Raw genomic sequence first — 17,020 nt, 5'->3', positions numbered from 1 at the left:
GATCATGCCAGCGCTGATCATGGCAACGATTCTTCACTTTCCACAGTCCAGATGGTCGAGCGTGCGCTGAGTGAACCTGCCAAAGCCAACCCCACCCCAGCCGCCACGCAGGTGGTGGTGATCGACTCGCGTGTTGATCATGTAGAGGTCATCCGTGCCGCCCTGACACCCCAGACCAGGGTAGTGGTGATCGATGGCAAAAAAGATGGATTGCAGGCGGTGGTCGATGCCCTGGCCGGTGAACGCGATCTGGCCTCGATCAGCATTCTCTCCCACGGCGCTCCTGGTGAGGTGACCATCGGCACCGACCTGATTACCAGTGACGCCCTCGCCAACCACGGCAAAACCCTGCAGGAGTTGGGCTCCCACCTGGCCGACAACGGGACACTCAACCTCTATGGCTGTTTTGTCGGCAATGGGGATGTGGGAGCCTCCTTTCTCACCGCCTTGCAACAGGTGATCGGACATGATGTCGCCGCTTCGACTGATGCCACCGGGGCCAGCGACAAGGGGGGCAACTGGACTCTGGAATCCACTACCGGCAGCCAACCGCAAACGCTGTTCGCCGATCCGTCTGCCCTCGATGCCTACAAGGATCTGTTGCCCAGCAATATCACCACTGTTTCTGCCAGCGGTGTCTGGTCTAATTTTATCACGGACATGGCCACCGACAGCAGCAACAATACCTATATCATTGGTACTTTGAATGGATCAGCCAATTTTGGCAACGGTTTGGTCAGTCAGATCAGCGGCAGCAGCTCTTCCGCCTATATCGCCAAATACAACGCCAGCGGCACCCTGGACTGGGTCAAGGTGATAGGAGGCACCAAGTGGGACGAAGCTGAGAGAAACTCCTTTGGTGAAACTGGGGCGACCATTAATGTTTCGGCGGACGGCTCCACTATCTATGCCGGCATCACCTACATTCGGACTATTACTCTGCCTAGTGGAACCGGCATCACCTCTCCCAGCAAAGACTACTATGGCCTGCTCATCAAGCTGAATAGTTCCGGTATTGATCAATGGACGATCAAGATTGGCAACAATGACGGCGCATCTATTTCAGATCTTTCAGTGGACAGCAGCGGCAACATCTATGCCATCGGCAGCATGTATACCGAGCGCTCCTATAACAAACCGCCTTGGGTTTCCGAGCCATACCAGGATCAGATCTTCGGCACCGACAACACCTCGGCAACCATAAACGGTGTGGCTGGTCATTATGGCAGAGGGCTCTATGTCCTGAAAGCCGCCGCCAACGGCAATATTATTTGGGCCACCCCAATCAACCCCAGCATTATCGATCTGCCCTCCTTGAATACCCATATCGCTGCCAACACCCAGGGCGATGTCTATGTTGCCGGTTCATTCTACGAGGCGATGTTTGGTACCATCGTCAAGGGTGACACCACCAACACCGCTTATGGATACCTTGGTAAATTAAACTCATCCGGAGTGTTTCAGTGGGTCAACGTGATCAGTTCGGATATTTCCACGATAGAAGAGTCGACAGGCTACGCCAGCAATTATATTACCGATCTGTTACTCGACAGCAGTGGCAATCCCATCGTCACCGGCTCTTTTGGCAACAATGCCAAATTGGATCCCGCATCCAATTCCACACAAAGTGTACCCACCTGGGTTTCCAGCAGTGGTCCATTCTCCTTCTTTTCGGGATCTGTGGAGTCAGGATCGCGAGCCTTTGTGGAAAAATTTGACTCTTCTGGTACCTCACAGTGGATTGCCACCAATTCAGCCTCCAATGTTGCGAACACCTACACCAATCCGCATCACATGATCATGGATGGGGCTGGCAACCTGGTGGTCACCGGAACCATGAGCGGGCCGACTTCGGCCAGCGCCACCTTTGGTTCCAACACCTTCAATTTCTCCAGCGAAGAAACCGCCTTCATCTGGTCTCTCTCTGCGACCGGCACCACCCTGAGTGCTGGCAAATTTGCTGGCAGCAGTATAAACAAGGATGATGCCCTGGCCTTGAACAACGATGGCTCGGTCCGGGTTGCGCTGGACATTTATCCCGGCACAGTAGATCTTGATCCGGGCAGTGGCACCTCCAACGTCACGGTATCGGGAGCCGTTGGTTTTACAGTATTCAACCTGAGCAGCAGCGACCTCAATCTGGGACCACCCTGCGTGGCTCCCAGTTTCAGCAGCAGCGGTTCGACAGTCACCTTCAACGAAAGCGGCAGCGCCGTCTCCCTGTTTGGCGGCAGCAGCGGCAACACCAACGATGCCGGGCAAACCTTCAGCGGTTTCAAGGTGAGCGTTAGCAATGTGACCGATAGCAGCGAATACCTGTCAATCGGAGGAACCAACATCGCACTCAGCAACGGCAATCAGGCGACCTTGACCGCGGGCACGGCCAGCATCTCCCTCTCCGGCACCACCGCCACTGTCACGGTCAGCGGTTTGAGTATGAACAGCGCCACCTTTGCCACCCTGATCGATGGCCTCACCTATCGCAACAGCAGTGAATCGCCAACCTCCAGCAACCGGGTAATCACCCTGAGTCAGGTCAGCGACAGCGGCAGCAGCAATAACACCTTTGCTCCCAATGTAGCAGCGACGGTCAACCTCAACAGCATGGCCGATCTGATCACCCTGGCCATTACCAACGGTAGCCGGGCTGGCAGCACCACCTATCGACCGGGAGATCAGATCAGTATCACCGCCACCTTTGACCAGGCGGTGAAGGTGGTCGGTACCCCGACCCTGACCCTGGCCATCGGCAGCAACAACCAGACCGCCAACTATGTCAGTGGCAGCGACACCTCAGTCCTGCTGTTCAATTATCTGGTTCAGGCTGGCGACTCCGACGGTGACGGGGTGGATGTGCTGGCCAACGGCCTCGCCCTGGGCAGCGGGGTGACCATCCGTGACGCTACCGGGACCATCGACAATGCCACTGTCACCTCCGCCTTGCTCCACAACAGTTCGGCCAAGGTTGATGGAGTGTTGCCCACGGCAGCCACACCGGTAATTGCCGACATTCGTAACCTTTCCGGAAGCAGTTGCACCTTCACCGTCGCCTACAGCGACAGCGGCAGCGGTATTGACGCAACCTCCATTGCCATTGGCAACGTGCGGGTGACCGGACCCACCACCTCCACCCTGACCGTCAGCAATGCCACCTACAGCAGTGGCACGGCCACCTATACCGTCGCCGCCCCCGGCGGCAGTTGGGACAGCGGCGATGTGGGCACCTATACCATCGATCTGCAGGGCTCTTCGGTCAAGGATCTGGTCGGCAATGCCATGGCAGCGGTCCCCGGCGCTAAAACTTTCAACGTCTTCATCAACTCGGCTCCGGTGCTGGATGTCACCAAATCACCGCTCTTCAATGCCATCGAGCAGATGCAGACCGCCGTTCCTTCCTCCACCAACGGAGCAACACGGGTCTCCGATCTGATCAACAAAACCGCTTTGGCCAATGTCAGCGATGTCGATGTCAATGATCCGCTCGGCATAGCCATCACAGCCACCACCACCAGCAACGGCACCTGGTACTATTCACTCAACAACGGCACCACCTGGAGCGATGTCAACAGTGGTTCGGCAGTCTCCCACACCAATGCCCTGCTGCTCGCGGCTGATGCCAACACCTGGCTCTATTTCAAAAACAACGGTACCTATAATGGCACTCTCGCCAGTGCCATCACCTTCCGCGCATGGGACGGCTTGTCTGGTGTCGCCGGGACAAAAGTATCCACCGCCAGCAATGGCGGCACAAGCGGTTTTTCCACGGCTACCGATACAGCCTCTTTGACTATCTATCCGGCCCCGCCGGCCATCACCTCGGCCACCTATAGCGTTTCTACGGGTGTTTTGACCGTCACTGCCACCGGCATGAGCAGTGGCGATACCATTGCCGTCAACAAGCTGACCATGACCGGTGAAGGGGGGTCAACCTACACTCTGACCTCGGCCAACGTTATCGCCAGTAGCACCACAAGCTTTGCGGTCACCCTCAATGCTGCCGATCAAGCTGCCGTTAACCCGATGATCAACAAAACGGGCACCGCCTCCATCGACGGTACGACTTATAACTTGGCTGCTGCCGATGATTGGGACAGCAACTCCACCCGTGCCGACAGCAGCGATGCCACTTCAGGAGTGACCGCCACCGTACCGGTGCCCAGCATCACCTCTGCCACCTATGATGCCGCTACCGGTACATTGGTGGTTACCGGCAGCAACTTTGTCAAAAAAAGCGGGCCGACCAATGATGTGAATGTGAGCAAACTCTCTATACTTGCCGAAGGGGTCGACACTTTCCTCTACACCGCCAACGTCGAGATCGACAATGCGACTCAGTTTACCGTGGTCCTTAATGCCAGGGACAAGGACATGGTCAACCGGAATGTTAACCAAAACGGTCTCTATTCGCTCAACGGTGTCGCCTACCGGCTGAGCGCCTATAATGGTTATTTTTCTGGTTATGGCAATATCACAGTCAGCAACGTGGCCATCCCCACCATCACCGAGGCTACCTATAGTGTTTCGACAGGTGTACTGGTGATCACCGGCAGCGATTTCACCCAAAAGAGCGGTGCAACCAACGATATTGTTACCAGCAAATTGACCCTGTTCGGCGAGGGCACCCGTTACACCTTGACCAGCGATTCCGTCGAAATCTCCTCGACAACCCTCATCCGGATCACCCTGAATGCCAACGACAAGGCGGCGGTCAACCTGTTCATCAACCGCAACGGTCTCTTCTCCACCGACGGGGTGGCCTATAATCTGGAGGCTGCCGAGGATTGGGCCGCCGGCGCCGTCAGTGCCCTGACCATTGTTGATCTGACCGGCAATGCCATTTCAACGAGCAATGTGGTCAATCCGATCGTCTCTTCCGCCACCTATGACGCGCAAACCGGGGTGCTGGTGGTAACCGGAAGGGGGTTCCTGAAACGGGATGGCAGCAACAATGACATTGATGCCACAAAAATTACCGTGAGCGGTGAGGGAGGATATATCTGGACTCTGACCGATACGGCCAGTGTCGATGTCAGCAATGGTACCACCTTTACCGTCACCCTAAGCAGCAGTGACAAGAGCGCCCTGGCCGCCTACATCAACAAGAATGGCACCGGCTCCACCGGTGGCACCACCTACAACCTGGCCATGGGCGAAGATTGGAATCGCGGTGCGTTGGCTTCACTTAACATTGCCGATCTGACCAGCAATGCGCTAACCGTCAGCAATGTCGCCGTGCCCACTCTGACTTCAGCCAATTATAACGCCACCAGCGGCATTCTGGAGGTGACCGGCAGTGGCTTGCTCTCCCGCAGTGGCGCAAGCAATGATATTGTGGTCAGCAAATTGACCGTCAAGGGCGGCAGCAACGCCACCTACGTCTTGACCTCCAGCAATGTGGAGATTCTCTCACCCACCTCCTTTGCCATCACCCTGAACAGCACGGACAAAACCCAGGTCAACACGCTGTTCAACAAATCAGGCACCGCATCCAATCAGTCCACAACCTACAATCTGTCCGCCGCTGAGGATTGGAACGCTGGCGCCGATGCCGCCGTCACCATCGTCGATGCCACCACCCCGGTCACGGTAACTGCCGGATCGGTGATCACCAGTGCCACCTATGATGGCGGCAGCGGTACGCTGGTGGTGACTGGTGTGGGCTTTGCCACGTTGAGTGGCAGCAACAACGACATCGATGTCAGCAAGCTGACCATTACCGGGCAGGGAAACGGGGCCTCTTCCTCCAGCTATACCCTGACCAGCAACACCACCAGTGTGGAGATCTCCTCTCCCACCTCCTTCACAGTGGTTCTTGGTGCCACCGATAAAATAATAGTTAACCAACTCCTCGATGCCAACGGTCTACTCTCCAGTGGCGGAATCACCTATAATCTGGCCGCAGCCAGCAACTGGAATCCTGGTTCCACAGGAGGCACAGCCGATCTGACCGGCAACCCGATCACTGCCTCCGTCGCCCCCAACGTCGCCCCCACCTTTGACAACGCAGTGGCCACCGTGACCGTGGACCAGGATAGCACTCTCAACAATCTGCTCTCCATGTTTCAAGTCAGCGACAACAATATTCGCCAGACCATCACCTGGAGTGAGTTTAACGCCCCCAGCCATGGTTACTTGAACCTGCACGGCTCTCCCAAAACCGTATCTACTGGGACGTATGGTCAGAATCTATTCCCCTTGGGTGGCGTTACCTACACACCAAACACTGGTTTTGCTGGAATCGATTCCTTTACCGTCTATGTCAGCGATGGCACGGCCACCATCAGCAAAACCGTTACCGTGACAGTAACTCCTTCCGCCCCGAATGGAGTGCATGTCGTCAGTAGTAGCGACAGCGGTGTTTTGGGTGATTATATCACCAATGCCAGCCAACTCAGCATTGCCGGAGGAAATGGCGCTTATGAGAGTGCAACAGCCAACAGTGAAGTGATTGTTTTTATTGATGCGAATGAAAATTATCAATACGACGCCGGTGAATTGACCGGGTCGGTAATGACCAGCAACCCTAATACCTGGGGCAATGCCGTATTGGATGTCAGTGAACTCAGCGATGGGTGGTATTATTTTTATGCCTACAACCGTTCCACCATCGGGGCTGTGGAAGGACCGCGTTCCGGTTGGCCGGGTGCGATTTATATCGACCGCACCGCTCCCACATTGAGCAGCAGTACACCGCTCAACAATGCCAGCGAAATTTCCACCGTAACCAGCGCTTTGACGCTCACTTTCAGCGAAAATGTCTATGCCGGTACGGGCAACTTTGTTCTCCACGATATGACCGCCAACAGTGACGTGGCCACGCTCGCCGCTGGTTCAAACAATATCACCGGTTGGGGCGGCAGCACCCTGACTGTGAGCCATGGCTCCACACTGCTGGCCGCCCATGAATACAGCCTGCGTATCGCCGCCACCGCCATTCAGGATGTGGCCGGCAACAGCTTTGCCGGCATTGCCAATGACAGCATAGTCCATTTTTCCACTGCCAATACCGCCCCCACTTTTACAGGTGGCACGACCTCCTTCAGTGTCAACCGCAATGCCACGGCCAGCGACATCACCGCCAACCTGCTCATCTCCGATTCGGACACCTTGCAGACTGAGACGGTCACCCTGCTCACCGCTCCCAATCAGGGGGGAACCATCATTTTCAATAATGCCACAGTTGCTTCCGGGGGCAGCAATCTGGCACTGGCAGCCGGGGCGGTCACCTACCGGCCCAACGTCGGCTTTGTCGGCACGGAGAGCTTCACCCTGCAGGTTAGCGACGGGATCAACAGCTCGACCCGCACCTTTACCGTCACCGTCAACGGACCAGCCACCCTGACCGCCACCGGCAGCAGCGGCAGCTTTCAGGAACAGGGAGCGGCGGTGGTGATCGATCCTGGTCTTTTGATCACCACCCCGGCCAGCAACAGCTATGATGCCTGGAGCGGTGGTACACTCAAGGCACAGATTACTGCCAACGCCGACAGCGATGATCTGCTGGCCCTGCCAACCAGCAACAACGGCGAAATCTGGAACAATGGCGGCACGGTACAATATGACACCCTGGCCATTGGCACCCTCGCCAGCACGCCCTACAGTTCGGCCAGCAACGGCATGGCGGTCACGATCACCTTCAACAGTTCGGCCAGCAACGCTCTGGTACAAGCGGTGGCGCGGGCCCTGACCATTGCCGACAACGGCAATGATCCCCTCTCTGGCAGCCGAACAGTCACCTTTACCGCCACCGTCGCCAACAGCAGCGCCAGTGCCAGTCGGGCGATGGTGTTGCAGTTGAGCAACGATGCCCCGACCCTGACTGCCATCGCCAGCACCACGGCCAGCCATACCGAAAAGAGCAACACGGCGGCCACCCTGTTTACGGCAGCCAGTGTCAGTGCCATCGAGGCGGTACAAAAAATTCAATCCCTGCAGTTGACGGTCGCCGGTCTAGCCGATGGCAGCAACGAAATTCTCCTCTTTGACGGCCAGAGTCTGGCTTTGACCGATGGCAACGGCAGCAGCTCCGGCAACGGTTATAACGCCAGCGTGGCGGTGAGCGGCAGCACAGCGACCGTCACGCTGGCGCGCAACAGCGGCCTGACCATGGTGGAAGCGCAAGCCCTGATTACCGGTCTCGGCTATAAAAATCTTGCCAACGACCCGCACGTCACCGGCGGGCGCACCATCACTCTGACCGTGGTGCAGGATAATGGCGGCTCTTTTGTCGGCACCAACCAGCACACGGTCGCCATTCCGGTCACCGTCACCCTGCAGGCGGTCAACGATGCCCCCACTCTGACCGCCCTGCCAACAGCCGGTACCTTCACCGAGGCCGGTACCGCCGTTTCTCTGTACAACAGCGTCAGCATCGGCACCACAGAAACCGGCCAGGCCATTCAGCAGGTGGTATTGACCGTGGATGGCCTGGCCAATGGCGGCAACGAAGCCCTGGTGCTGGATGGTGCAACCATTGCCCTCAATAATGGCAATACCGGCAGCACGAGCACCCAGAACATCGCCTACACGGTGTCAGTCAGCGGCAGCACTGCCACAGTCACCTTGAGCAACAACAGCAGCGCCAGCGCTTGGCAGGGATGGCTGCAGGCGCTTTCCTATCAAAACAGCGCTGTCGGCCTGATTGCCGGCAGCACCCGCACCATCACCCTGACTTCTATCCAGGATGATGGCGGCACTGCTCTGGCCGGGGTAGATCGCGCCACGGTACAGATTCCTGTCCTGATCACTCTGGCCACTATCAACCATGCCCCAACCTTGACCGCCACGGCGGCCAATCCCACCTTCAGCGAAAACGCCACGGCGGTGACCCTCTTTTCCGGGGCGGTTGCGGGGCTGGGCTCCATCGACAGCAATCAGTATCTTACCCAACTGGGGATCACCGTCAACAATTTGAGCGACGGGGCCAATGAGCGTTTGACCATCGATGGCAGCAGCATCAACCTGACCGATGGCAACCATGTCATCACTTCCGGCAATGGTTATGACGTGCTGGTGCAACAGAGCGGCGGCACGGCCACGCTGACCATCACCAACGGCAGCAACTTTACCACCGCGACCATGGCCACGCTGGTTAACGGCCTGCAATACCGGCATATGAGCGATGTTCCCACCGGTGGGGCGCGTATCGTCACCCTCGGCATGCTCTCCGATAGCGGTGGCACGGCGGATGGCGGTAGCAATCAAGCGACACTGACCGTCGCCTCGACGGTGACGGTGCTGGCCATCAATGATGCCCCCACCTTCAGCGGCACGGCACTGGCCCCGACCCACGTCGATAATCAATCGGCCGTGCAATTGTGGCGCAGCAGCCAGATCGACACCATCGAAAGCGGGCAAAACATCAACCAGGTCATCCTGACCGTGGCTAATCTGGCGGACGGCAGTGACGAAAAGTTGCAGGTCGATGGCACCACCTTTGACCTGTTAAATTCCACCAGCGGTACCACCGCCACCAGCGGCATCGGTTATCAGGTGAGCGTTACCGGCGCGACAGCCACTGTCACCTTGAGCAAGAGCGATACGGCAATCCAATGGCAGAGCCATCTCGATGGCATGCGCTACCAGAACATTACCACCCGAACTGCCTTTGACAGCCGCACCGTCACCCTGGTTTCGATCCGGGACAGCGGCGGCACGGCCAATGGCGGGGCGGATACCGTCACCCTCAACCAGGCCCAGACTATCACTCTGGCTCCCGGCAACAATGTGCCCACCCTGACAGCAACCGCCGCCGCGCCCATCTTCACCGAGGATGGCGCTGCGGCCACCATTTTCAGCGGCACGGCCATCACTGTGGGCAGTGATCCGACCGGAGTGGATCTGGGACAATCGATCAACGCCGTGCGTCTGACCGTGGAATCCCTGCACGATGGCGCCGACGAACGGTTGACCATCGACGGAACCGCCGTCACCCTGACCGCTGGTACTTCGGCCACCACTGCCGACAATGGCTATGCGGTGGCTGTGACCGTGAGCGGCAACACAGCCACGGTCACCATCAGCAAGAGCGGCGGCATGAGCACAGCGGCGGCGCAAACACTGGTTGATGGCCTGCAGTATGCCAATCTGAATCATGATCCAGCCGCAGGCACCCTGACCCGCACCATCACCCTGACTGCCGTGCAGGACAGCGGCGGCGGCAATGATACGGCCACGTTATCGATTTCCTCGACGCTCTCCATCACCCCGGTCAATGATGTGCCGACTGCAACCGCAACTGGGAGCAATCCCACCTATTATGAGGGGACTTCTGCGGTTGCCCTGTTCAGCAACGCCGCCTTGAGTGCCATTGAGCTGGCACAAACCATCGAAACCGTGACCGTGACCATCACCGCTCTGGCCGACGGCAGCAACGAAAAATTGCTTCTGGATGGCACCACCTTTGCCCTCAGCAACGGCACATCAGGAAACACCAGCAGCAATACGATCGGCTACTCTGTCAGTGTGGCCGGTACCACGGCCACGGTAACCTTGAGCAAAAGCGATACAACCAGCCATTGGCAAGGGTATCTGAACAGTCTGAGCTATCAAGACAGTGCCACAGGCAACAGTTTTACCCCCGGCAACCGGTTGGTGACCATAACCGGCGTGACCGATTCTGGCAGTGACCGCAACAGCAACAGCGGCTTGGCCGTGGTTTCGACGGTCACTGTCACACCGATCAACCATGCCCCGACCCTGACGGCGACAGCCAGCAATCCCTTCTTCGTGGAAAAGGGGGGTGCGGTCACCCTGTTCAACGACAGTACCATCACTCTGGGTGGTAATGACCTCGGGCAGAACATTGACCAACTTATTTTGACCGTCAGCTATGTGGATGATCGTCTGAGCAGTGGCGATAGCCTGCGTATTGATGGCAAATGGTTTGCGCTGAGTGAGGGCAACAACGGCACCAGCACACGCAATGGCATGGGTGTGATGGTGGTCAGCGTGGATAGCAGCAAAACAGCCACGGTACTGATTAGCAAAAACGGTGGTATCTCTCTGACCTCGGCACAAACGCTGGTCGATAGTCTGGCCTTCAAGAATGGCAGCAACGATCCTGATTTAACCAGTCGTGTGGTCACCCTGACTTCGCTTCACGACACTGGTGGAACCCTGTACAGCGGCGTGGATACCGCGACCCTCAACCTGGCCAGCACGGTCAGCATCACCCCGGTCAATGATGTCCCACAGGTCACCCTGAGCGCATCGTCCAATACCTGGACAGAAGGGCAAAACGGCAGTGTCACCCTGTTCAGCAATACAGCCATCAATCCCATCGAATCCGGACAATCGGTTCGCCAGGTGGTGGTCAGCGTCAGCAATCTGGCCGATGGCAGCAGCGAAAATATTGTTGCCGACAGCACAGCCATTGCCCTCAGCAATGGCAACAGTGGAACAACCAGCGGGGCAATCACTTATGCGGTCAGCGTCACCGGCAGCACCGCCACCTTGACCCTGAGTAAATCGGACACCGCCGACAACTGGCAAACGGTTATCGATGGCCTGGGCTATCAGAACCAGGCCACACAGTTGGTCTCTGGGGCTACTCGCAGTGTGGTCATCAGCGCGGTTGGCGATGACGGCGGCACCAGTAACGGTGGTGTGGATAGCGGCACCCCTGCCGGTACGGCAACCGTCACCCTGGCCACCATCAACCACGCCCCGACAGTCAACAGTACGGCGACCAATCCCACCTACAGCGAAGGGGGCAGTGCCGTCGCCATGTTCAGTGGCACTGCCGTCGATCCGGGTGGCCTCCGCGACAGCGGACAAACCTTCAGCCGTCTGCAATGGACGATCGGCAATCTGGGTGACGGCAACAATGAGGCCCTGCTGGTCGATGGCACAACGGTCACCCTGAGCGATGGCAACCAGGTGACCACCACTGCCAATAACATTCTTGTCGGAGTCACTCTCTCCGGCAATACCGCCACGCTGAGTGCCACACGTGGCAGCGCTTTTACCAGCGCCGAGATGCAAACCCTGATCGATGGCCTGCGTTACCAGAACGACAGCGATGATCCCACAGTTGGCGGCGGTCGCACGGCAACCCTGACTCTGTTGCAGGACAGCGCCGGAACAGCCAGCAACGGGGTGGATACCCTCTCTCTGAGTCTGAGTAGCACCATCTCCCTCGCGGCCGTCAATGATGCTCCACTGTTGACCATACCGGGTGCGCAAGGCCCCTTCACCGATACAACCGCCCATGCCATCTCCGGAATTGCCATCAGTGATGTGGATGCCCGTTCCGGCACTCAGAGTGTCACCCTGATGGTCAACAATGGCGTGTTGCATCTGGATACCACTGGGGTCACAGTGAGCAGCGGCAGCAACGACTCGGCCACCATGACGGTGACCGGCACCCTGGCGCAGTTGAACGGTGCCTTGGCCACCTTGACCTACGCCACCAACCGCAGCAGCAGTGGCGTTGACACGCTGACGATCAGCGTGGATGACAATGGCCATACCGGCAGCGGGTCCGGCACCGATCAAGAGACGGTTGCTATCACCATGACCGGTAACGATACCCCAGTTTTGACCGTGGCCAGTGATTTTACTGTGAACGACAAGGTGGCGGTGGCAGTCACTGGATTTTCGGTGGCCGACACCTATAACAGCAATGCTCTGCAGGCGACGGTCAGTGTCAACCAGGGTGGTAAGCTCCATCTGGACAGTAGCGGTGTTTTTATCAGCAGCGGCAGCAACGACTCATCCAACCTGACCATTATCGGCTCTGTGGCCCAGATCAATACGGCACTGGCCAGTTTGACCTACCTGGCGACCAGCGATACGGCCACCGCGGAAACCATTGCCGTCACCGTCAACGACGGTTTTGCCAGTGGGGTTGGTGGGGCTAAAAGCATCCAGGGTTCTCTGCTGGTCACTCTGACCCATAATGATACTCCAGTCATCACCGTTCCCGGTACGCAATCAGTGCGGGATACCCTGGCCCATGGTCTGAGCGGCATCTCGGTTGCCGATCTGTTGCACGGAGCGACGATGACCGCCACCATCAGTGCCGGTCAGGGCACTCTGCATCTGCAGGCGCAGGGGGGTGCGGTATTGCTGCATGATGGTACGCCACAGGTCAGCATCAGCGGTTCGGCCAGTGATGTAAACGATACATTGGCAACCTTGGAGTACAGCAGCACGGCCACCCGGTCGGGCAGTGATACGGTAACGGTGAGGGTCAATGATGGCGGCATAACCAGGATCTCAGGTGCCAAAAGCAGCAGCCAGAGCATCGCCATCACCCTGGATCAAAACGATCAGCCGCTGCTGACGATTCCGCTCACCATACCTACCTTTTCCGACACCCTCGCCCATGCCCTCTCCGGCCTCTCCATAGGTGATGGTTACAGTGGTTCGGTTTTGACGGTTACCGTCAGCGATCTGCAGGGTCTTCTGCAGGTCGCGGCCCAGGGCGGCACGGTGATCGATAACGGCAACAACACCAATCAGGTGCAGTGGCATGGCTCGCTGGCCGAAGTGAACGCCACCTTGGCCACTCTGACCTATCAGACCACAGCAGCGGCCAGCGGTACAGAGAGTATCACTGTGAGTGTCAACGACGGCAACAGTACAGCCATTGGTGGCGCCAAGAGTCAAACCAGCCGTTTTGCCATAACCATCACCGGCAACGATACACCACAGATTGCACTTCCTTCGTCCTTGATCAGCGTCGGTGACAACACCCCCAGAGAGGTCAACGGTTTCTCCTTCAGCGATCAATACAGCGCTGCCACGGTGCAGGCCACACTCTCGACCGGCTACGGGCTGTTGCATTTGACCGCACAGGGTGGAGCGGTTTTGACCGGCAATGATGGCGCCGTGGTGGTGATCACCGGTTCATCGGTGGACGTAAACCGTACCTTGGCCAGTTTCAGCTATCAATCGGCGGCTGCGGTGGTCGAAGATGTGATTTTGCTCAGTGTCAACGACCAAAATATGGTAGCAGTCGGCGGAGCAAAAACCGGTCTGGGGCAGTTGAATGTGCGCACAGTGGCCAACGACACCCCGCTGCCTCATATGCCTTTGAGCCAGCGTTTTACCTACAACCGTCCCAATCAGTTGAACCACATTGACGGGCTTGCCTTCAGCGATGCGTACAAGGGGAGTTTGTTGCTGGCCACCTTGCATTGTCAGGAGGGAGTGTTGCAGGTCACTGCCCGCAACGGAGCGACGGTCAGCGGCAGCGACAGCAATCAGGTGCTGGTCACCGGCACTCTGGAACAGATCAATGCCACGATTAGCGCCTTTGATTATGTCACCCATCTGCAGCGCAGCGGCACGGATACCATTGAGGTCACTCTGGATGATGGCAACGTCAACGGTGTCGGCGGGGCAAAGCAGGCGGGCAACGCCATTCTGGTCAATGTCGCCTTCCCGCCACCACAACAGCCGGCGCCACCGGCACCCCCACCGGCCGAGGGACCGAAACAACCCCCGCCGCCCCTTCCGGCTCCGGTGCTGACCTACAATAGCAGTGGCACATTGCCATCGATGGGCGACAGTTTGGTGGCTCCGATCGTGACTATTGCCAATCCCAATCCCGCGCTGACTATTATCATAAGTGGCGAGAATACAAACAACTCTTCAACTTCTCTTGGCAAATCGTTGTTGAGCAGCAATCAAAGCCTGTCGATCGCTCAGGCACCACCACCAACGGCTCCGATTACCCAGCAGGCTGCAACTACGGCAGCGATGCTTGGCAAGGCTGCTGTGGTGCCAGCCTTAGGTGACGGAAGCAATCTGACCGCCGCAACACCGGGAGCGTTTGCCGTGCTGGTTTCCCCATCAGCCGGAGAAAATGCTGGTTTGACGCTCAATCGCGGCATTCAGGATGTGGCGGTTGGTGCGAATGGTGTCATTCGCATGTCAATTCCCGTCGATGCCTTCAGCCACAGCGATGCCAATGCTCAGGTCTCTCTGGCGGCCAGTCAGGCCGATGGCGGCAGTCTGCCCAACTGGCTCTCCTTTGATTCGGCCAGTGGCCGCTTTGAGGGAACTCCTCCGCCTGGCACCAAGGCCGACATCTCTGTCAAAGTCGTTGCCAACGATAATCAGGGCAAAGAGGTAGTTTCCATCTTTCGCATCAAGATCGGTAAAGGGGATGGCGACAACAAAGGGGAAGAGAGTGGTGAAGGAAAACAAGAGGGTAAAGCACCCCAAGATGGTCCCCGTTCTGACAGTGGTGCAGAACCAGCTTTGTGGGCCATGCTGCAATCATTGCTGAATGACAGGGGTGAAGCAGGAAAAGAGATTGGTAAAGGCAGGGGTGGTTTGACCAGGCAATTTGCCTGGGCGGGACGACAGGGATGGCAGGCACGCGGTAGTGTTTTGACGGTAGCAGCCGAACGGTTGCAGGCACGTCGTCATTCATCATGATTGGTATGGGCACTTGGCATTGCGAGGGTATATGAGAAATTTACTTGAAAAGAGGATGTCTGGTCGATTTTCAGTGTTGCTGGTGTCGATCTTTTTGGCCGGATGTGCCGTGCAACCACAAAAGCTGACTAATCAGGAACTGGTGAGCCAAAAAGAGATGGATTTTGCCAAAATGTTTGCCAATCGCGAGGCGGTTGATCGGCCTTTGAGTGTGTCTGAGGTTATTGCCCGCTCTTTGCGCTACAACATGGACCATCGGGTCAAGCGGATGGAGGCGGCCCTGGCCACCAGACAACTGGATCTGGATAAATTCGATACCTTGCCCAAACTGGCGACCTCTGCCGGATATAGCGGACGTGACAACATCAATGCCTCCAGCAGCTATTCTATAGCGACCGGAGCCTTGATGCCGGAACGTTCCACCTCGCAGGATCGTGAACGGCTCACTGCGGATTTGGGGTTGACCTGGAATTTATTGGATTTTGGTGTCAGCTATTATAACGCCAAGCAAAATGCCGACCGCCAGTTGATTGCCCAGGAACGGGAACGCAAGGTGTTGCACAACCTGGTGCAAGAAACCCGTTCTGCTTTCTGGCGGGCTGCCGCCGCGCAACAATTGGCGCCACGGGTAGCGGCAACGGTCAAGTTGGCGGAAAATGCCCTGGCTGATGCCCAACAGGCCGAGAAGAGTCAGTTGCGTTCACCACTGGAATCGTTGCGTTATCGCAAAACCTTGTTAGAAACGTTGCGCCAATTGGAGGCAACTCAACAAGAACTGTCCACGGCCAAAGTGGAACTCTCTGCCATGATGACGCTACCGCCGGGATCACCACTGCAGTTGGAGATTCCCAAAGAAGGATTGGCGGCCAGCGAATGGCAAATGCCCCTGGCAGAGATGGAGGATGCTGCATTGATGCGCCAGCCCGACATGCGCGAGATGGCCTATCAGAGCCGCATCACCGCTGCGGAAAATCGCAAGGCTCTTCTCAAGCTGTTGCCCGGCATCAGTATCAACCTGAGTCATCAATACGACGACAACTCCTTTGCCATGCACCAGGAGTGGAACGAAGCGGGCATTCGGGTCTCCATGAATCTGTTCAACCTGTTGTCGGCGCCGGAGCAACTTGCCTTTGCCGAAGCCAACGAAACGGTTACCCAGACCAAACGGCAGGCACTGCGCATGGCCCTGTTGATGCAGGTGCATATTGCCCACCGTCAATATGAAGCGGCCCGTACCCAGTTGCAACGCAGTGAGGCGTTGTTCCGGGTGGAGAAGGATATTGCCCAGCACACCAGTAACAGGGCGGCCCAGGATGCACAAAGCGTATTGGACCGTATTGCCAGTGAGACCAACTCCATTCTTGCCGAGTTGCGTTATTATCTGGCCCTGTCGCAATTGCAGGCATCGGTCGGCAAGATGATGGCGACGGTGGGACAGGATCCTGATGTGGGCGAAATTCAGGAGGGCAGCCTGGAGGATTTGAGCAAACGGGTTGAACAGTGGTTGCGTGGCGTTAATGCAAGCAGGCACTTGGCGCAAACTGTGCCGACTCTGGCACCGACAAAACAACCAGTTGAGCAATCGACAGTATCTTCTCGGGCAGGGATTCCTGCAGCCGTTGTCTCC

Annotated in this window: 2 protein-coding genes; both read left to right on the top strand. The window is 57.4% G+C overall.

Annotated elements, in window-relative coordinates; all coding sequences use genetic code 11:
* Positions 1-51 precede the first annotated feature (51 nt).
* Positions 52-15,393 carry a DUF4347 domain-containing protein gene (locus EJP87_RS06355; RefSeq protein ID WP_227657486.1) on the top strand — a complete coding sequence of 5,114 codons (15,342 nt, stop codon included), beginning with the start codon at positions 52-54 and terminating at the stop codon, positions 15,391-15,393.
* Positions 15,394-15,448: 55 nt separating this feature from the next.
* The coding region (locus EJP87_RS06350) for a TolC family protein (RefSeq protein WP_193771188.1) at positions 15,449-17,020 on the top strand (1,572 nt) is incomplete at its 3' end.

The sequence above is a fragment of the Candidatus Magnetaquicoccus inordinatus genome (assembly GCF_004217665.1).
Lineage (GTDB): Bacteria > Pseudomonadota > Magnetococcia > Magnetococcales > Magnetaquicoccaceae > Magnetaquicoccus > Magnetaquicoccus inordinatus.
Note: the sequence above shows the minus strand (reverse complement) of the source record. Positions and strands in the feature narration are given on the sequence as shown.